We start from the raw sequence: 19,258 nt of genomic DNA on the forward strand, positions 1-19,258 counted from the left end.
GCCGGGAAAACCGGTGAAGACGCGCCCGTTGCCGGTATGTAACGCCGTCCGGTCAGTTCTGTCGCACCCGTAGAAGTTCCGCCACCGACCACGCCTGGAACGGCGCTCCGGTGGCCCCGTGCGGCGGTGCGGCGTCGGCGGTCTCGCTCACCGAGCCGAGCCCGTACTCGGACAGGTGCGCCTCCAGCCCGGCGAAGAGTTCGTCGACCGGGAGCCCGGCCCGGCGGCAGGCGTCGGCGTACGGGCCGATCAGCCAGGGCCAGACGGTGCCCTGGTGGTAGCCGGAGTCCCGCTCGGCGGGGCCGCCCCGGTGCCGTGGCAGGTAGCCGGGGCTGTCCGGGGCGAGACTGCGCGGGCCGAGCGGGGTGAGCAGGGCCGCGCCGATCCGGCGCAGCGCCGCCGGATCGGGGTCGAGCGGCGCGTACGGCAGCGACCAGGCGAGCAGCTGGTTCGGCCGGAGGGAGTCGTCGTCGTGCCGGCCGTCGGCACCGCGCGGATAGGCCGGCGGCGGGGCGTCGACGACGTCGTGGAGCCAGCCGCCGGGGGCCGGGAAGCGGCGCCGGAACGCCGCCCGCGCCAACGCGAGCGCGGCCGGTGCGGCACCCGGGTCCTGCCCGACCAGCCCGGCCAGCTCGGCGATCGCCGCCAGCCCGTTGACCCAGAGCGCGTTCACCTCGACCGGCTTGCCCGCCCGCTGGGTCACCGGCTCGCCGTGCACCCGGGCGTCCATCCAGGTCAGCGCCTCCCCGGGGGCGCCCTGGCCGAGCAGCCCGTCGGCCGGGTCGACCACGATGCCGTACCGGGTGCCCCGCAGGTGGCCGTCGACCACGCCGCGCAGCGCCGGGAGCAGCTCGGCGGCGAGGTCGGCGTCCCCGGTGACCGTCACGTGCCGGGCCATCGCGTGCAGGAACCACAGCGTCCCGTCCACCGTGTTGTACTCCACCCGCCCGGTGTCGGCGGTGTTCGCCAGCATCCCCTCCGAGAGCGTCCCCGCGTACGCCCGGAGCAGCTCCCGCCCCTCGTCCGCCCGGCCGGTACCGAGGAAGAGCCCCTCGTACGCAATCATCGTGTCCCGGGACCAGGCGCCGAACCACGGATAGCCGGCCACCACGTCCGGCCCGGTCCCGCCGCCGACCACGAAGGCGTCGGCGGCCAGGGTCAGCGTCGCCGCCACCGCGTCGGCCGGCCTGCCGGCCGCCACCACCCGGCGGTTGCGCCGCCGGGCCGCCTCGATCACCTCGTCGGCCGGCGGCGGCTCCTCGGCCAGGTCGCCGGCCCAGGCGAGCACCGAAACGCTGTCGCCGGGACGGTCGAGCGCGCGGGTGAACCGGCCCGCACACCAGAGGTCCTCGTCCGGACTCAGTCCCCGGGCCGCCTCCTCCCGGTGGTGCACGCCGTGCCACCACTGGCCCTCGGCCACCCACTCCGGGCCGGCGAGCCGGAAGGCGTCCTCGATCACCGCGCCGCCGGCCACCGGCTCCACCTTCGGCGCCGGCCCGTCCGCGCGCCGCTCGGCGTGCCCGTCCCGCCAGGTCACCGCCGCGGCCAGATTGAGCCGGGCCGGGCCGCCGGAGACCAGCCGGTGCCGGACCGCCAGGCAGGACCGGCCGTGCGCCATCGCCAGCTCGCGCTCCAGCACCAGGTCGCCGATCCGCCACCGCCAACGCGGTGTCCCGTCGACCAGGTCGAAGCGCTCCAGCAGCTCGAAGCCGCGCGGGTCGACGTCGCCGGAGCGCCACTCGTGCGCGCCGAGCCGGAACACCGCGCCGGAGGGGAGCACCAGCTCCGGGTCCAGGCTGACCAGCCCGAGCCGGCGGGCCGCCGGGGTCTCGCCGGCCACCATCAGCAGCCCGTGGTACCGCCGGGTCCGCAGCCCGCTCACCGTGCCCATCGCGTACCCGCCGAGGCCGTCGGGGAGCAGCCACTCCCGGTCGACGCCGGCCTCCAGGTGACCGCAGACCCGCGGCCCGAACTCGATCGGCAGCATGGCGCCCATGATGCCCGCTCGGCCGATCCGGCACACCGACGGTGGTGACGGTCACCGCGATCGTCGCCCGGGCGAGCGGGGACGATCGTTGCCGGGGTGACCCGGGGGACGATCGTTGGCCGGCTGAGCCGGGAGCGATCACAATGATCGGATGGATGACCGCAGGGGAGCGGTCGGATGACGGGCGGGAGTCGGATGGACGACGGGCAGGACGCGGAGCGTACCGGGCTGGATCCGGAGCGTGTCCGGCTGGCCGAGGCCGACGCCGGTGGGGAGCCGTGGCGGGCCTGGGGTCCCTACCTGGCCGAGCGGGCCTGGGGCACGGTCCGGGAGGACTACAGCGAGCACGGCACCGCCTGGGACTACTTCCCGCACGACCACGCCCGGTCCCGGACCTACCGGTGGAACGAGGACGGGATGGCCGGGGTCTGCGACGAGTGGCAGACCTTCTGCTTCGGCCTGGCGCTCTGGAACGGCGCGGACCCGATCCTCAAGGAGCGGATGTTCGGGCTCGGCGGCGACGGCGGCAACCACGGCGAGGACGCCAAGGACTACTGGTGGTACCTCGACTCCACCCCGACGCACTCCTGCATGCGCTGGCGCTACCACTACCCGCAGGCCGCCTTCCCCTACGACGAGCTGGTGGCGGTCAACGGCGCGCGGGGCCGGGACGAGGTCGAGTACGAGCTGGTCGACACCGGCATCTTCGACGACGACCGGTACTGGGCGGTGACCGTCGACTACGCCAAGGCGTCCCCGACCGACATGTGCATCTCGATCACGGCGGCGAACCGGGGTGCCGAGGCGGCCACCCTGCACGTGCTGCCGACGCTCTGGTTCCGCAACACCTGGTCCTGGGGGCTGCCCGGCCGCGACCAGGTGCCGAAGCTGCGCGGCACCCCGGGCCGGCTGGTCGGCGAGCACTGGGTACTCGGCCAGATCGTGCTGGAGGGCGACGGCGGGCCGGCCGCGCTGGTCTGCGACAACGAGACCAACACCGAGCGGCTCTGGGGGCTGCCGGGGCGCAGCGCGTACCCGAAGGACGGCATCAACGACCACGTGGTCAACGGCGCCGACACGGTCAACCCGGCCGGCGAGGGGACCAAGGGGGCGCTGCACTACGTGCTGGAGGTACCGGCCCGGGGCGAGGCGACGATCAAGCTCCGGCTCACCCGGACCTCCCCGCCGCCGGCCAGCGAGCCGGCGCCCCCGCTCGACCTCGGCGCCGAGCACGACGCGGTGATGGCGACCCGGCGGGCCGAGGCGGACGAGTTCTTCGCCCGGCTGATTCCGGACGGCGCCTCCCGGGAGGAGGCGCTGGTGGCCCGGCAGGCGATCGCCGGGCTGATGTGGGGCAAGCAGTTCTACCACTTCGACGTGCAGCAGTGGCTGACCGGCGACCCGGCCGCCGCGCCGCCGCCGGAGGGGCACCGGCACGGCCGGAACAGCTCCTGGCGGCACATGAACAACTTCGACATCATCTCGATGCCGGACCCCTGGGAGTATCCCTGGTACGCCGCCTGGGACCTGGCGTTCCACTGCGTCACCATCGCCCGGGTCGACCCGGGGTTCGCCAAGGCGCAACTGCTGTTGCTGCTCCGCGAGTGGTATCTGCACCCGAACGGGCAGATCCCGGCGTACGAGTGGGCGTTCGGCGACGTGAACCCGCCGGTGCACGCCTGGGCGGCGCTGAAGGTCTTCGAGATCGACGGTGGCCGGGACTTCGACTTCCTGGCCCGGATGATGCACAAGCTGCTGTTGAACTTCACCTGGTGGGTCAACCGCAAGGACATCGGCGGCAACAACGTCTTCGAGGGTGGCTTCCTCGGGCTGGACAACGTCGGTCCGTTCGACCGCTCGGCGGCGCTGCCGGTGGCCGGGGTGCTGGAGCAGTCCGACGGCACCGGCTGGATGGCCATGTACGCGCTGAACCTGCTCGACATGGCGCTGATCCTGGCGGTGCACGACCCGACGTACTCCGACATCGCGACGAAGTTCTTCGAGCACTTCGCCTACATCGCGGCGGCGGCGTACGACGCGGGGCTCTGGGACGAGGAGGACTGCTTTTTCTACGACGTACTCCGGCTGCCGGACGGGACCAGCCGGCCGTTGAAGGTGCGCTCGGTGGTCGGGCTGCTGCCGCTGGCCGCGATCACCCGGCTGACCACCGTCACGCTGAACCGGCTGCCGGAGCTGACCGCCCGGCTGCGCTGGTTCCTGGCCAACAAGCCGGAGTACGCCCGGGTGATCGGCGGTCGGCGGCTCGGCGGGGACGGGCGGCAGCAGCGGCTGCTCTCGATGGTCGGCCCGGACCAGGTGGTCCGGCTGCTCGCCCGGATGCTGGACGAGGAGGAGTTCCTCTCCCCGTACGGGCTGCGTACCCTCTCCAAGCGGCATCTGGAGCAGCCGTTCGCGGTGGAGTTGGGCGGGCAGGAGTTCACCGTCGGCTACGAGCCGGCCGAGTCGACCTCGGGGCTCTTCGGCGGCAACTCCAACTGGCGCGGCCCGATCTGGATGCCGACGAACTTCATGCTGATCTCGGCGCTCCGGGACCACGCGGCGTTCTTCGGCGACGACCTGCTGGTCGAGTATCCGACCCGGTCCGGCAGCAAGCACACCCTGACGGAGATCGCCGACGACCTCTCCGCCCGGTTGATCGCGCTCTTCGTGCCGGACGAGTGGGGGCGCCGGCCGATCTACGGCATCGCCGAACTCTTCCAGACCCATCCGGACTGGAAGGACCTGATCGCCTTTCCGGAGTACTTCCACGGGGACAACGGGGCCGGGCTCGGCGCCTGGCACCAGACCGGCTGGACCGCGCTGGTCGCCGACCTGATCCTGACCCTGCGCCGATAGGTCCGACCCGCCGCAGGTGACGGCCGGTGCCGGTCCAGATGCCGACTGACCTGCTGTCGGTTACTGTCCGCCAGGATTCAAACACCCCTCGTAGTGTCCCGTTCAGCCGTTTTCCGGGGCGGTGTCGCGGCACCGTCGCGCGGGCCCCGGCCACCGGCAGGAGGGGAGAAGAATGGCGATGAGAATTGCCAGCACATCAGGTCAGCGGCGGACGGGGAGACTCGCCGTCGGACTGGCCGTGGCGGTCAGCGCCGGGCTGCTCGGCACGGCGGTGGCCCCGGCGGCCGCGGCACCGGCCGACGGCACCATCCGGCACGCGGGTGGCGCCACCGCCGTCGCCGGCAGCTATCTGGTGGTACTCGAGGAGGCGTCCGTCAGCGCCGACTCGGTGACCGGCCGGGCCGGCGTACTCGCCGCGCGGGCCGGCGGGAAGGTCGCCCGCACCTACCGGCACGCGCTGCGCGGCTTCGAGTTCACCGGCTCGGCCGAGGCGGCCCGGCGGCTCGCCACCGACCCGTCCGTGGCGTACGTCGAACAGAACCACCGGGTCCGGCTCACCGGTACGCAGACCCCGACCCCCTCCTGGGGTCTGGACCGGATCGACCAGCGCCCGCTGGCCCTGGACAACAGCTACACCTACCCGAGCACCGGCAGCGGGGTCCGGGCCTACGTCATCGACACCGGGATCCGGCTCAGCCACCAGACCTTCGGCGGCCGGGCGGTCTCCGGCTTCGACGCGATCGACGGCGGGCCCGCCACCGACTGCCAGGGGCACGGCACGCACGTCGCCGGAACCGTCGGCGGTGCCGAGTACGGCGTCGCCAAGGGCGTCACCCTGGTCGCGGTACGGGTGCTGGACTGTAGCGGCAGCGGCACCTACGCCCAGGTGATCGCCGGTGTCGACTGGGTCACCGGCGACCACGACCCGGGCGAGCGGGCGGTGGCGAACATGAGCCTCGGCGGGCCGGCGAACAGCGCCGCCAACACGGCGGTGGCGAACTCGATCGCCGACGGCGTCAGCTACGCGGTCGCGGCCGGCAACGAGGACGCCGACGCCTGCGGCGGCTCACCGGCGAGCGTCCCGACCGCGATCACCGTGGCGGCCACCGGCGGCTTCCCCGGCGGCCCCGGCCGTACCGACGCCCGGGCCACCTTCTCCAACTACGGCACCTGCGTCGACATCTTCGCCCCGGGGGTGGCGATCGTCTCCTCCACCATCGACAGCGACACCGCCAGCGGGCCGGGGGACGGCACCTCGATGGCCTCGCCACACGTGGCCGGCGCCGCCGCGCTCGTGCTGGCGCAGAATCCGTCGTACACCCCGCAGCAGGTCCGCGACCTGCTGGTCACCTCCGGTACCACCGGGCTGGTCACCGACCCCGGCCCCGGCTCGCCGAACGTCCTGCTGCACGTCGCCGACGTCCGGCCGCCCACCAACGACTTCGCTCTCACGGTCGCCCCGGCCAGCGGCTCGGCCGGACCGGGCGGCGCGGTCACCGCGACGGTGAGCACCCGGCTGACCGCCGGCTCGGCCCAGACCGTCGTGCTGAGCGCCACCGGGCTGCCGAGGGGTGTCACCGCGACCTTCAGCCCGGCCTCCGTCGTCGCCGGCCGGTCGTCGGTGATGACGATCCGGGTCGGCTCGGCGGCGGTGCCCGGCAGCTACCCGCTGACGGTCACCGGCACCGGCCCGCACGCCACCCGGACCGCCCGGTACACGGTGACCGTCACGAACCCGGTCGGCTGCACCGGCACCAACAACACCGACGTCGCGATCCCGGACCTGTCGACGGTGCAGAGCCCGGTGACGATCTCCGGCTGCCCGGGCCGGGCATCGGCCTCCAGCACCGTCCGGGTACGCATCCTGCACACGTTCCGGGCCGACCTGGTGGTCAGCCTGCTGGCGCCGGACGGCAGCGGCTACGTGCTGCACAACCGGACCGGCGGCGGTGAGGACAACATCGAACAGACCTTCCGGGTCAACCTCTCCACCGAGACGGCGAGCGGCCGGTGGCGGCTCCAGGTGCAGGATGCGGCCGGTGCGGACGTCGGGCACATCGACATCTGGACGCTGAACCTGACGGCCGGTACGCCGACCGCCTGCGCCGGCAGCAGCGCCACCCCGGTGGCCATCCCGGACCTCGGTACGGTGCAGAGCCCGATCGTCCTCGCCGGCTGCTCGGGCAACGCCTCGACGACCAGCGCGGTCGGGGTGCGGATCACGCACGGTCGGGTCGCCGACCTGGTGATCCGGCTGGTCGCCCCGGACGGTAGCTCCTATCTGCTGCGCAACCGGGTCGTCGGCGGGTCACCGATCAACGTGGTCTACCTGGTGAACCTCTCGACCGAGGCCCGTAACGGCAGTTGGCGGCTGCGGGTGCAGGACGCGGCGGCGCCGTACTCCGGACGCCTCGACGGCTGGTCCCTGACCCTCTGACAGTGAGGATGTAGGAGCGGGTCACCCGGCCGGTCTGACTCAGCCTCTGACTGACCTTGGGTGTCTTCTAGGGGATTCGTCGGTCTGCCCGGGTGACCCGTTCCTGCACTCACCGACCGGGCGCCAAACAAGGACTCAGCAAGAAAGAGATCATGCGCTGCCTCAAGCGCTACATCGTCCGCGAGGTCCACACCGCCCTCCTCGCCGACTTCACCGCCCTCAACACCCCTTGACTTCCATAGGAGCATCCCCGGGGGAGGTCGGCGGTCACCGAGCTGCGTCCCCCCGGCAAGGCTCGGCCCGCCCAGCTCCGGTGCCCCACGCCCCCTGCTCCGCCGGTCCGGGTCGGCGGTCAGGGGGCGTGGCGGTCCGTTGGCTACCCTTGACCGTCGTGACCGCCGCCCTGCACCGCGCCCTCGCCGACCCCGGCACGCCGCCGCTGCGGCCGCTCCCGCCGGAGGCCGCCGAACTGCTGCTCAGGTCGAACGCCCCGGCCCGGCTGGCCGCACACCTGCGCGCGGTGCACGACGTCGCGGCCCAGTTGCTCGACTGGCTCGGCCAGGACTATCCCGACCTCGTCGTCGACCACCGGGCGGTGTGCTTCGGCGCCGCCACCCACGACATCGGCAAGACCCGCCACCCCGAGGAACTCTCCGGGCCCGGGTCGCGGCACGAGCCCGCCGGGCGCGAACTCCTGATCGGGTACGGAGTCCAGCCGGCCCTGGCCCGGTTCGCCGCCAGCCACGCCCGCTGGGACTCCCCCGACACCACCATCGAGGAGTTGCTGGTCAGCCTCGCCGACAAGATCTGGAAGGGTCGACGCGAAGCCGACCTCGAAGACCGGGTCGTGGACCGGCTGGCCGCGGTCGGTGGGCAGCAGCGCTGGGCGGCGTTCCTGGCCCTCGACGACGTACTGGGTCGGATCGCCGAGGACGCCGACGCCCGCCTCGACTTCCAGGCCCGCTACCCCGTCGACTGACGAGAGAGACGACCGGCCCGCGCTCGGCCGAACCGCCGGACCGGTACGGAATCAACCACCGCCGACCGGCGGGGTGTGGTCTACCGCAGCAGCCGGAGTGCGGCCGGCCGTCCCGGGGCGGATGGTGCGCCCCATGGTGGCCTCCGGGCCGGATTCCTAACGTCGGAGCAGACCCGAGACGGGTCCTGGATCACCCGACGGCGTTGAGGACTCCGACCCGTGAAACGAATTCCCCTGACCGTGCGGATCGGCCGGTGGAGCGCCACCCGCCCCCGGCTCGCCATCCTCGGCTGGCTGCTCTTCGTCGCCGCCTGTGTCGTCGGCGGCTCCGCCGTCGGCACCGTACCGGCGACCGGGGCGAACAGCCTGCACGGCGAACTGGCCCGGGCCGACCGGATCGAGCGGGCCGGCGAGTTCGCCGAGCCGCCGGTGACGGAGAACGTCCTGATCACGCCCTTGACCGGTCCGCTCGACCGGGACCGGGCCGACGCGGCGGCGACCGAGGTCGGCACCCGGATGCGCACCCTCCCGGAGGTCGCCGAGGTGCGGGCGCCGCTGCACGCACCGGACGGCACCGCACTGCTGGTCGAAGTGGTGCTCGCCGACCCGCCGGACGAGGAGGCGGACGCCGCCGAACGGCAGGTGCCGGCACTGCTGGCCACCACCGCCGAGGTCCAGCGGGAGTTTCCGGACCTGCGGATCGAGCAGATCGGGACCGCCTCGCTCGGCAAGGCCCTGACCGAGACGCTGGGCGCGGACTTCCTGCGGGCCGAACTGATCAGCGTGCCGGTGGCCCTCGGCATCCTGGTGCTCAGCTTCGGCGCGCTGATCGCGGCGGGCGTACCCGTGCTGCTGGCGCTCTCGGCGGTCGCCGCCGCGTTCGGGCTGGCCGCCTTCGCGTCGCACGTCTTCCCCGCCGGAGAACTGGTGAACAGCATCATCCTGCTGATCGGGATGGCGGTCGGGGTCGACTACTCCCTGTTCTACCTGCGACGGGAGCGCGAGGAGCGGGCCCGGGGCCGGGACCACCGCAGCGCGGTCGAGATCGCCGCCGCCACCTCCGGACACGCGGTACTCGTCTCCGGGCTGGCGGTGATGGTGGCGATGGCCGGGCTCTACCTGGTCGGTGAGAACACCTTCAGCTCGATGGCGACCGGTTCGATCCTGGTGGTCGGGGTCGCGATGCTCGGCTCGCTGACCGTGCTGCCGGCCGTACTGGTCACGCTGGGGCGGTGGGTGGACCGGCCCCGGGTGCCGTTCCTCGGCCGCCGGATCGAGCGGGCCGGCCGGAGCCGGTTCTGGTCGGCGGTACTCCGGCCGGCGCTGCGCTGGCCGGCACCGACGCTGCTGGTCGCCGTACTCGCGTTGCTGGCCCTCGCCGCCCCGGCCCTGGACATGCGGCTCGCCCGGCCGACCTCCGCGGACCTGCCGCGCTCCATCCCGATCCTGCGCGGCTACGACCGGCTGGCGGCGGCGTTCCCCAGCAACGATCTCGGCACCAGCCACACCGTCGCGATCCGCACCGGCGCCGGGCACGGCGCGGAGCTGGACCGGGCGCTCACCGAACTCGGCGCCCGGCTGGGCGACGCCACCGGCTTCGCCCACGACCGGCAGCCGACGGTACGCCGCTCCGCCGACGGCCTGGTCCGGCTCGTCTCGGTGTACGTGGCCGGTCCGGCCGGCAGCGACGACGCGGTCCAGACGCTGCGCCGGCTCCGGGCCGAGCTGTTGCCGGCCACCGTCGGCCAGGTGCCGGGAACCGAGTACGCGGTCGCCGGCCGCACCGCCAGCAGCCAGGACTTCCTGGACCAGATGTCGGACTCGCTGCCCTCGGTACTCGGCTTCGTCCTCGCCGTCACCTTCCTGGTGATGCTCGGCAGCTTCCGGTCCGTACCGGTGGCGTTGACCTCGATCCTGCTCAACGCCCTCTCCGTCGCCGCGTCGTACGGGCTGCTGGTGCTGGTCTTCCAGCACTCCTGGGCGGAGGACCTGCTCGGCTTCCAGAGCAACGGCGCCGTCGTCTCCTGGCTGCCGCTGATGCTCTTCGTCATCCTCTTCGGACTCTCGATGGACTACCACGTCTTCGTGGTCAGCCGGATCCGCGAGGCGGTGCTGCACGGCGTGCCGACCCGGGACGCCATCGAACGCGGAATCGTCTCCTCCGCCGGCGTGGTGAGCAGTGCCGCGATCATCATGGTGGCGGTCTTCGCGGTCTTCGCGACCCTGTCGATCCTGGAGTACAAGCAGCTCGGGGTCGGCCTCGCCGCCGCGATCCTGATCGACGCCACCGTCATCCGCGGACTCGTGCTCCCCGCCCTGATGCGGCTGCTCGGCGAGGCGAACTGGTGGGCACCGCGCTGGCTGCGGGGGAGCGGGCGGCCGCCGGCCGGCCCGGCAGAGGCGCCGACGATGGAGCTGGCCGTGGTCACACCGCGACGCCGCCGGGCCCTGCTAGCGGGTCGGCACCGCCCGGGACCGGTTGCCGGCGACCCGGTGCAGCCTGGCCACCAGCACCGCGAGCAGGGCCAGCTCGACCACCACCAGGATCCGCTCGACCAGCCCCATCATCACCCGGCCGCCGGGAAACGCGACGTAGTAGAGCGCGATCAGCGCCAGCACGCTGGTCACCGCCAGCGCCCGTAACCGGCGTACGGCGTCCCGCCAGCGCGCGTCGGCGGCGAGCCGGCGGATCGCCAGCAGCGTCGCGAGCGGCAGGGCGACGAAGGCGGCGACCGAGACGTACCGGTGCACGTAGCCCTGGGTGGTCAGCTCGACCGTTCCGAGCGGATCGGTCGGTACCAGTGCCGAGGCGATCAGCCCCAGGCACCAGACCAGCAGCAGCGCCTCGGCGGGGCGGCCCACCCTGACCCGGGCGGCCCGCAACGCCAGCGGTACGGCCAGCGAGGTGACCCCGAGGATCAGGATCGCGAGGTTCATCGGCCAGCCGTTGTTCGACACGGCGTAGTCGCTGATGGTGAGCGACAGCGGGCTCATCCCGGGGTCGGGGGCGAGGTGCGCCGCGACGCCCAGGGTCGCCGTCAGGCAAATGCCAAGCGCCGCGAGCAGGGTCAGCGGTCGGGCGGTCCATGGCTGCGGTAGGGGTCCGGACATCATGTGACCAGCGTCGTCGCGCCGGCCCGGCGCCGAATCCGGCGCGATCCCGGACCGATCCCCGGCTTCCGCGACCCTGAGCCGATCAGGGTCGGGTTGCCCCTACCCCCGGAACTACCCCCAGCACCATCGACAACAGCGGGCGGATCACCGGGCGGGGTTGACCGTGCCGTCCAGCAGCTTCAGCGCGGCGATGGCGGCGCCCCGGGCCCCGGCCATGTCGAGATCCGGCACCAGCGCGAACCGGGCCCGTTCGGCCTGCTCGGCCCGGAGCGTGGTGTGTTCCCGGACGGTGGCCAGGAACCAGTCCCGGAACTCGGGCGTCGCCTCCACCACACCACCGCCGACGAAGTACCCGTCCGGGTCGGTGAAGTTGGCGGCGATGGTGAAGAGCCGGCCCAGGGCCATCGCCTGCTGTTCGAAGATCCGCAGCGCCATCGGGTCGCCGTCCACCCCGTACGACCGCACCTGCTTGGCGGCGCCCACCGGGTCGAGTTCGGCCAGCGGGTGACCGGCGAACCGGCCCAGCCAGTACGGCAGCAGGTTGCGCCGGATGCCGGTCAGCGAGGCGACGCTCTCCACGTCACCGACGAACCCGCAGTTGCAGGCCGGCACCGGCTGCCCCTCGGCGAGCAGGCCGAACATCGGGATGTGCACGTGCCCGAGTTCGCCGGCCATCCCGGCGGTACCGGTCAGCACCTGCCCGCGTACGACCACACCGCCGCCGAGCCCGGTCCCCACGATGGCGGAGATCGACGACCGCTGCCCGGCGTCGGCGCCGAAGTAGGAGTGGTGGGCGTAGAGCGCTGCCGCGTTGCCGTCGTTGTGGTAGACGACCGGCAGGCCGAGCCGGCGTTCGAGGGCGCCGCGGATGTCGAAGCCGCGCCAGGCCGGCTGGGAGAAGTTCGTCGAGCCCTTCGACGAGATGACCCCGGTGGCGCTGGCCGGCCCCGGGGTGTCCAATCCGACGGCCAGCACCCGCTCCGGCCGGGTGCCGGTACGCGCCAGCACCTGTGCCATCGACGCCGCCAGCGCCTCGACCGCCGCCTCCGGCCCGTCCAGCACCCGGCACGGGGTCTCGACCAACTCGTCGACCAGGAACCGCCCGGTCGCATCCAGCACGGTGGCGTTGTTGCTGTTACCGCCGTTGTCGAGCCCGACCACGACCGGTACTTCCGAGTTCGTCATGGTGCGCCTCCCGGGTATGCCGGCCGGCCCCCGGACCCCGATCCCGGCGTCGCCAGCCGACCGATGTGCATACCCTGCCGCACCCGAACCAGTCCCGCACCCCCCCGGCCGCCCGACTCGGGCCAGCGACGCTATCGGCCGCCGGCCGCGTCCAGCGCGGCGGTCAGGTCGGCGACCAGGTCGGCGGTGTCCTCGACCCCGCAGGAGAGCCGGACGAATCCGGCGGAGACGTCGTCGCCCCACTGGGCCCGCCGGTCCGCGCTGGTGTGCAGGCCGCCGAAGGAGGTCGCCGCGAAGACCAGCCGGCTCGCGGCCAGGAACCGCGCCACCCGGTCGGCGTCGCCGAGGTCGAAGGCGACGATCCCCGGCACCCGCCGCAACTGCCGGCTGGCAATCGGGTACGCCGGGTCGTCGCCGAGCCCCGGCCAGCGCAGGCCGGCCACGTCGGAGCGGGCCCGCAGGACCGCCGCCACCGCCGCCGCGTTGGCGCTCTGCCGGGCCAGCCGCAGGTCCAGTGTGGCCAGTGACCGGTGTGCCAGCCAGGCGTCGAAGGCGCCCGGGATCGAGCCGGTGGTGGTCCGCCAGCCCAGAATCGTCTCCAGCAGTGCCGCCGTCCGGCTGGCCACGTAACCGAGCAGCAGGTCCGAGTGCCCGGTCAACGCCTTGGTGCCGGAGGCGACCACCAGGTCGGCGCCCAGGTCCAGCGGCCGCTGGCCGAGCGGTGTCGCGGTGGTGTTGTCGACCGCCAGCAGGGCACCGGCGGCGTGTGCCCGGGTCGCCAGCTCGGCGATGTCGCAGACGTCCAGGCCCGGGTTGGCCGGCGTCTCGACCAGCACCAGGCGTACGCCGTCGAACGACGGGTACGGGCCGGCGGTCGGTACGAAGTCGACGCGTACCCCGATCCCGCGCAGTGTCTCGGCGGCGAACGCCCGCACCGGGAAGTACCCGTCGGTGGGGAGCAGCACGGTGTCACCGGGGCGCAGCACCGAGAGCAGCACCGCCGTGATCGCCGCCTGCCCGCTGGAGAAGGCGAGACACTCCCCACCCTCCAGCTCACCGATGGCCGCCTCCAGCAGGCGCCGGGTCGGGTTGTCCGGCCGGCCGTACCCGTTCGGGCTCGCCTCCGGGCCGACCGCCGGGTCCAGGTGGTAGGGGGCGGCGAAGACCGGCCCGGGCAGGAACGGCTGCCCGGGTACCGGCGCCGGCAGACCGGCGTGCACGCTCCGGGTGCCGTCGCCGTAGTCCGGCCGGCTGCCGTCGCCGTGGTTCGGCTGGTCGGGCATGGTCTCCCCCCGTCGATCGGTCGCGGTCACTCCGGCCTCGGCTTCCGGCTCATCAGGACGGCCATCGCGGCGTGCGGGTCGGCGCCCTCGTGGCAGACCCGCTCGACCTGCTCGGTGATCGGCATCTCCACGCCGTGCGCCCGGGAGAGATCCCGGATCGCCAGGCAGCTCTTCACCCCTTCGGCGGTCTGCCGGGTCGCGGTCTGCGCCTGCTCCAGGGTCTCGCCCCGGCCCAGGTGCTCGCCGAAGGTCCGGTTCCGGGAGAGCGGCGACGAGCAGGTCGCGACCAGGTCGCCGAGGCCGGCCAGGCCGGCGAAGGTGAGCGGGTCGGCGCCGAGCGCCACGCCGAGCCGGGCCGTCTCGGCCAGCCCCCGGGTGATCAGGGTCGCCCGGGTGTTGTCGCCCAGCCCCATCGCGGTGGTGATGCCGTAGGCGAGCGCGATCACGTTCTTGACCGCCCCGCCCAGCTCGCAGCCGATCACGTCGTCGTTGGTGTACGGGCGCAGGTACGGCGTGTTGACCGACGCCTGCACCAGGGTCGCCCGGTCGGTGTCGGTGCAGGCGACCACGGTCGCGGCCGGCTGCTCGGCGGCGATCTCGGCGGCCAGGTTGGGGCCGGAGACCACGACGACCCGGTCCGCCGCCACCCCGGCGGTCTCCACGATCACCTCGCTCATCCGCTTGGTGGTGCCGAGTTCGATCCCCTTCATCAGCGATACCAGCGTGGAGTCGGGTTCGAGGTGCCCGGCCCACTCGGCGAGGTTGCCGCGCAGCGTCTGCGCCGGCACCGCCAGCACCACCAGGTCGGCGCCGGTGATCGCCTCGGTGGCGTCGGCGGTGCCGCGTACCGCCGCCGGCAGCCGGAGTCCGGGCAGGTAGTCGGGGTTGGTCCGGGTGCTCCGCAGCGCCTCGGCCACCGCCGGGCGGCGGGCCCAGAGGAGCACGTCCCGGCCGGCGTCGGCGAGCACCTTGGCGAAGGCGGTACCCCAGGAACCGGCGCCGAGCACGGCGACGTGGCTCATGCCCGGTCCTCGGTACGCCGATTCGCCTGCGCCGACCAGAGCGGCGGGGGTGTCTCGCCCCGGACCTCGGCCAGCATGTCGCGCAGCCGCAGCATGATGGTGTCGGTCATCTCGTCGAGTACCGGCTTGCTCGGCACCGCACCGGCCCACCGGCTCAGGTCCACCGGCGGACCGGCGACCACCGTCACCGGGGTACGCGGCCGGAGGCTGACCTTCTTCGTCCGGGGGTCGAAGATCCGCTGTGGCCCCCAGGTCACGATCGGCACCACCGGGGCGCCGGTGGCCAGGGCGAGCCGGGCGGCACCGGTCTTGCCGCGCATCGGCCACAGCTCGGGCTCCCGGGTGGTGGTCCCCTCCGGGTAGATCACCACGGCGGCGCCGGAGCGGACCGCCCGGTCCAGCGCGTCCAGCGACCGGGCCGCGTCGACGGTGCCGCGCTCCACCGGAATCTGCCGGCACTTCAGCAGGATCTTGCCGATCACCGGCACCTTGAAGACGCTCGCCTTGCCCAGATAGCTCGGCCAGCGGCCGGAGTCGTAGATGAAGTGGGCCGAGACCAGCGGGTCGAAGTGGGAGAGGTGGTTGACCACGATGATCAGGCCACCGGACGACGGGAGGTGTTCCATGCCGCGCCAGTCGCGGCGCGTCCAGACGGTCAGCACCGGCTTGACCACCGAGACGGCGAACCGTCGCCAGAACCCGAGCCTGCGCCGTGTCACTGTGCCTCCTCGTCGTCCAACCCTGGCGCGGCCCGGCCGGGGCGCCACCCGGGCGTCCCGGCTCGGGTGGCGAGGTGACACCGCCCGTGCCCACCCCGGTCCGGCCCGCCACCGACCCGGGCCCGGGGTGCCGCCGCCCGCAGCGAAATCATGCCTGTTCGCCCCGGGTACGGCCAGCCAGGGGTATCCGCCGGCCGGCTGGGCCACCCGCCGGGCGACCGCCGGCGAACTGGCAGGATTGTCGCGTGGCAGAGCGGAACTGGACCGTGGTGGTGCCGGTCAAGCGCCTCGGGTCGGCGAAGAGCCGGCTGCGCGGGGCGCTCGACGGCGTACCGCACGAACTGCTCGCCCTGGCGCTGGCCGAGGACACCGTCGAGGCCGTACTCGGCTGCCCGGCCGTCCGGGAGGTACTCGTGGTGACCGGTGACCCGGAGGCGACCCGTACCCTGGGCCGGCTCGGCGCCCGGATCGTGCCGGAGCCGCCGACCGCCGGGCTCAACCCCGCGTTCGCCCGGGGCGCGGCGGTCGCCGCCGACGGGCCGGTCGCGGCGCTCACCGCCGACCTGCCGGCGCTGCGCCCGGCCGAACTGGCCGAGGCGCTGCGGGCCGCCGGCGAGCCACCCGGGGTACGCAGCTTCGTCGCGGACGCCCCCGGCACCGGCACCGTACTCCTCACCGCCGCCCTCGGCGCGACGCTGGACCCCCGGTTCGGCCCGCACTCGGCGGCCGCGCACGCCGCCTCCGGCGCCCGGCCGCTCACCGCCGCCTGGCCGACGCTGCGCCGCGACGTCGACACCCCGGCGGACCTGCGGGCCGCGGTCGCGCTCGGCCTCGGCCGGCAGACCGCCGCGCTCACCCGGCGGGCGACACCGGCCGGCGCGAAGCGCTGAGGCCCGGCCCGACCGGCGGGGAACGACACCGCCGCCGGTGCCGCCGCCCGAGGCCGACGCACCGTCCGGCCGACCGGTGTACGGTGCTGGGCATGCAGGGCACGGTGGCCGACTACGACCCGCAGACCCGCACCGGCACGCTGCTGCTCGACGACGGCACCCGGGTCAGCTTTCCGGCGACCGCGTTCGACGCCTCCGGCCTGCGGCTGCTCCGCCTCGGCCAACGGGTCCGGCTGGAGCACGACGAGACCGGCACGCTGGTCCGGATCACGCTGCCGACCTTCCCCTGATCCGCTCGGGCAAAGTTCATTTTCGGTTAACCACCACCGGGGAATGATGGGGTGGTGAGCACCCCACCGTCCCGACGCCCCCGCCCCGAGCGCAAGGCACGGCCCGCCGGGCACACCGACCGCGACCCGGCGGGCGAGCCGGACGGCACCGTCGAACCGGACACCGTCGCCGAACCGGACCGGTCGGCGGCGCTGGACCAGGCGGCCGACTCGGCCCGCGCCGCAGCCGGTGGCCCGGACCGCAGCCCGGCGACCGGCCTGGCCGGCAACCCGGAACAGGGCCGGCGCGGCGTGCCGGCCACCGGGCCGGGCAGCGCCATCCCGGAGAGCGGCCTGGCCGCCCGCCCCGAGAGCACCGAACCGGCCGCCGAACCCGCCGCAGCACCGGCCGGGCCGCTGCCACCGGACCGCTTCCTCAACCGGGAACTCTCCTGGCTGGATTTCAACGCCCGGGTGCTGGCCCTGGCCGAGGACCCGGACACCCCGCTGCTGGAGCGGGCCAAGTTCCTCGCCATCTTCGCCAACAACCTGGACGAGTTCTACATGGTCCGGGTCGCCGGGCTGAAGCGACGGTTGCAGGCCGGGCTGCCGGTGAGGGGCGGCGACCGGATGCCGCTGAGCACCCAGCTCGAACGGGTCTCCCAGCGCGCCGCCGAACTGGTCGCCCGGCACGCCGCGTGCTTCGTCGACGAGGTACGCCCGAAGCTCGCCACCGAGGACGTCGCGGTACTGCACTGGGGCGAGCTGCCGGTGGCGGAGCGGCAGCGGCTGCGGACGTACTTCCGGGAGCAGATCTTCCCGGTGCTCACCCCGCTCGCCGTCGACCCGGCGCACCCGTTCCCGTACATCTCCAGCCGGTCGCTGAACCTGGCGGTGGTGGTACGCGACTCCGACGGCGGCTCGGAACTCTTCGCCCGGGTGAAGGTGCCGAACAACGTACCCCGGTTCGTCCGGGTCGAGCGGGACGTGCCCGGCTACCGGTTCCTGCCGGTGGAGGACCTGATCGCGGCCCACCTCGACCAGCTCTTCTCCGGCATGCAGGTGGTGGAGTGCCACCTGTTCCGGGTCACCCGCAACGCCGAGGTGGAGGTCGACGAGGACCGGGACGAGGATCTGCTCCAGGCCCTGGAACGGGAACTCGCCCGGCGCCGCTTCGGCCCGCCGGTACGCCTGGAGGTCGCCGCCTCCGTCTCCGACCACGTCCTCGACCTGCTCGTCCGGGAACTCGACATGGACAGCCAGGACGTGCTGCGGGTGCCGGGGCTGCTCGACCTGACCGCGCTCTGGCAGGTCTACAACGAGTCCAACCGGCCCGAGCTGAAGGACCCGCCGTTCGTGCCGGCCACCCATCCCCGGCTCGCCGAGGGTGAGGTGCCGCGCAGCGTCTTCGCCACCCTGCGCGACGGCGACATCCTGGTGCACCACCCCTACCACTCCTTCTCGACCAGCGTGCAGCGCTTCATCGAGCAGGCCGCCGCCGACCCGAACGTGCTGGCCATCAAGCAGACCCTCTACCGCACCAGCGGGGACTCCCCGATCGTCGACGCGCTGATCGACGCCGCCGCCGCCGGCAAGCAGGTGGTGGTGCTGGTGGAGATCAAGGCGCGCTTCGACGAGGTGGCGAACATCGGCTGGGCCCGGGTGCTGGAGCGGGCCGGCTGCCACGTGGTCTACGGCCTGGTCGGGCTGAAGACGCACTGCAAGACCGCGCTGGTGGTCCGGCAGGAGGGCAACCAGATCCGCCGGTACTGCCACATCGGCACCGGCAACTACCACCCGAAGACCGCCCGGCTCTACGAGGACTTCGGCATGCTCACCGCCGACCCGGAGATCGGGGCGGACCTGACCGACCTGTTCAACGTGCTGACCGGGTACAGCCGGCAGACGTCGTACCGGCGGCTGCTGGTGGCGCCGCAGGGCATCCGGCGCGGCCTGATCGAGCGGATCGAGGGTGAGATCGACCGGGCCCGGGAGGGCCGGCGGGCCCTGGTCCAGTTCAAGGTCAACGCGTTGGTCGACGAGGCGATCGTGGACGCGCTCTACCGGGCCTCCCGGGCCGGGGTCCGGGTCGACCTGCTGATCCGGGGGATGTGCACGCTGCGGCCGGGCGTACCGGGGCTGTCGGAGAACGTCCGGGTCCGCTCGATCCTCGGCCGCTTCCTCGAACACTCCCGGGTGTTCCGGTTCGGCAGCGGGGACGCCGGGGCCGGCGGGTCGGACGGCGCCGTCGAGTTCTGGATCGGCTCCGCCGACCTGATGCACCGCAACCTCGACCGGCGGGTGGAGGCGCTGGTGCAGGTGACCGATCCGGCCGCCCGGGCCGCGCTGGACGAGTTGCTGACCGCCGCGATGAGCCCGGAGGTCGAGGCGTTCGACCTGGCCGGGGATGGCTGCTGGACCCGGCGCAAGGGCAGCCCCGAGGCACCGCTGGTGAACCTCCAGGAGGCGCTGCTGGGCCGGGTCGCCGGAGAGGCCAAATGAGCGGCGGGGCGGTGC

12 protein-coding genes and 1 pseudogene are annotated in these 19,258 nt (G+C 73.6%); 7 read left to right on the forward strand and 6 right to left on the reverse strand.

The window, feature by feature from the left end; translation table 11 throughout:
• Positions 1–52 precede the first annotated feature (52 nt).
• Positions 53–1,987, reverse strand: a complete 1,935-nt coding sequence (locus tag C6361_RS25170; protein WP_107271166.1) for an amylo-alpha-1,6-glucosidase — start codon at positions 1,985–1,987, stop codon at positions 53–55.
• Positions 1,988–2,164: 177 nt separating this feature from the next.
• Here C6361_RS25170 and C6361_RS25175 point away from each other — a divergent pair, with 177 nt between their 5' ends.
• From C6361_RS25175 to C6361_RS25190, 4 genes are all read left to right on the forward strand, one after another.
• Positions 2,165–4,843, forward strand: a complete 2,679-nt coding sequence (locus tag C6361_RS25175) for a glucosidase (RefSeq protein WP_234358988.1) — start codon at positions 2,165–2,167, stop codon at positions 4,841–4,843.
• A gap of 172 nt (positions 4,844–5,015) precedes the next feature.
• Positions 5,016–7,280, forward strand: a complete 2,265-nt coding sequence (locus tag C6361_RS25180) for a S8 family serine peptidase (RefSeq protein WP_234358989.1) — start codon at positions 5,016–5,018, stop codon at positions 7,278–7,280.
• Positions 7,281–7,671: 391 nt separating this feature from the next.
• The gene (locus tag C6361_RS25185) at positions 7,672–8,259 is read left to right on the forward strand and encodes an HD domain-containing protein (protein ID WP_234358990.1); all 588 of its coding nucleotides are present in this window, start codon (positions 7,672–7,674) and stop codon (positions 8,257–8,259) included.
• Between the two features lie 219 nt (positions 8,260–8,478).
• Complete coding sequence (locus C6361_RS25190; protein WP_304598504.1) at positions 8,479–10,902, forward strand: MMPL family transporter; 2,424 nt, start codon at positions 8,479–8,481, stop codon at positions 10,900–10,902.
• On the opposite strand, the pseudogene C6361_RS25195 reads toward C6361_RS25190, so the two are convergent.
• The 5 genes and pseudogenes from C6361_RS25195 to C6361_RS25215 all read right to left on the reverse strand — a co-directional run.
• A pseudogene (locus C6361_RS25195) lies at positions 10,822–11,373 on the reverse strand (DUF998 domain-containing protein); the annotation flags it as partial. The gene C6361_RS25190 and the pseudogene C6361_RS25195 sit on opposite strands and share 81 nt — an antisense overlap.
• Before the next feature lie 144 nt (positions 11,374–11,517).
• Entirely contained in the window at positions 11,518–12,558 is a 1,041-nt protein-coding gene (locus C6361_RS25200) for an ROK family protein (protein WP_107258400.1), read from the reverse strand.
• A 131-nt stretch (positions 12,559–12,689) separates the two neighbouring features.
• Positions 12,690–13,841: a cystathionine gamma-lyase gene (locus tag C6361_RS25205; protein ID WP_107269203.1), complete on the reverse strand. Its 1,152-nt coding sequence runs from the start codon at positions 13,839–13,841 to the stop codon at positions 12,690–12,692.
• Positions 13,842–13,867: 26 nt separating this feature from the next.
• Positions 13,868–14,863, reverse strand: coding sequence for an NAD(P)H-dependent glycerol-3-phosphate dehydrogenase (locus C6361_RS25210; RefSeq protein WP_107258399.1), 996 nt, complete (start codon positions 14,861–14,863; stop codon positions 13,868–13,870).
• Positions 14,860–15,582: a 1-acyl-sn-glycerol-3-phosphate acyltransferase gene (locus tag C6361_RS25215; RefSeq protein ID WP_107258398.1), complete on the reverse strand. Its 723-nt coding sequence runs from the start codon at positions 15,580–15,582 to the stop codon at positions 14,860–14,862. The genes C6361_RS25210 and C6361_RS25215 overlap by 4 nt, the downstream gene beginning before the upstream one ends.
• A 245-nt stretch (positions 15,583–15,827) precedes the next feature.
• On the opposite strand from C6361_RS25215, the gene cofC reads away from it, so the two are divergent.
• From cofC to C6361_RS25230, 3 genes are all read left to right on the forward strand, one after another.
• Complete coding sequence (cofC, locus tag C6361_RS25220) at positions 15,828–16,472, forward strand: 2-phospho-L-lactate guanylyltransferase (protein ID WP_199853074.1); 645 nt, start codon at positions 15,828–15,830, stop codon at positions 16,470–16,472.
• Positions 16,473–16,564: 92 nt separating this feature from the next.
• The gene (locus tag C6361_RS25225) at positions 16,565–16,762 is read left to right on the forward strand and encodes a cold-shock protein (protein WP_199853075.1); all 198 of its coding nucleotides are present in this window, start codon (positions 16,565–16,567) and stop codon (positions 16,760–16,762) included.
• A 258-nt stretch (positions 16,763–17,020) separates the two neighbouring features.
• A complete protein-coding gene (locus tag C6361_RS25230; protein WP_369931453.1) occupies positions 17,021–19,243 on the forward strand; it encodes an RNA degradosome polyphosphate kinase in 2,223 nt (740 codons plus the stop codon).
• Positions 19,244–19,258: the final 15 nt, after the last annotated feature.

Source organism: Plantactinospora sp. BC1, from assembly GCF_003030345.1.
In the GTDB taxonomy this organism is placed as follows: Bacteria; Actinomycetota; Actinomycetes; order Mycobacteriales; family Micromonosporaceae; genus Plantactinospora.

Excerpts from the sequence above, each read along its gene's own strand:
- C6361_RS25170 (WP_107271166.1), bottom strand. The coding sequence starts at position 1,987 with ATGCTGCCGATCGAGTTCGGGCCGCGGGTCTGCGGTCACCTGGAGGCC.
- C6361_RS25175 (WP_234358988.1), top strand. The coding sequence starts at position 2,165 with ATGACGGGCGGGAGTCGGATGGACGACGGGCAGGACGCGGAGCGTACC.
- C6361_RS25180 (WP_234358989.1), top strand. The coding sequence starts at position 5,016 with ATGGCGATGAGAATTGCCAGCACATCAGGTCAGCGGCGGACGGGGAGA.
- C6361_RS25200 (WP_107258400.1), bottom strand. The coding sequence starts at position 12,558 with ATGACGAACTCGGAAGTACCGGTCGTGGTCGGGCTCGACAACGGCGGT.
- C6361_RS25205 (WP_107269203.1), bottom strand. The coding sequence starts at position 13,841 with ATGCCCGACCAGCCGAACCACGGCGACGGCAGCCGGCCGGACTACGGC.
- C6361_RS25210 (WP_107258399.1), bottom strand. The coding sequence starts at position 14,863 with ATGAGCCACGTCGCCGTGCTCGGCGCCGGTTCCTGGGGTACCGCCTTC.
- C6361_RS25225 (WP_199853075.1), top strand. The coding sequence starts at position 16,565 with ATGCAGGGCACGGTGGCCGACTACGACCCGCAGACCCGCACCGGCACG.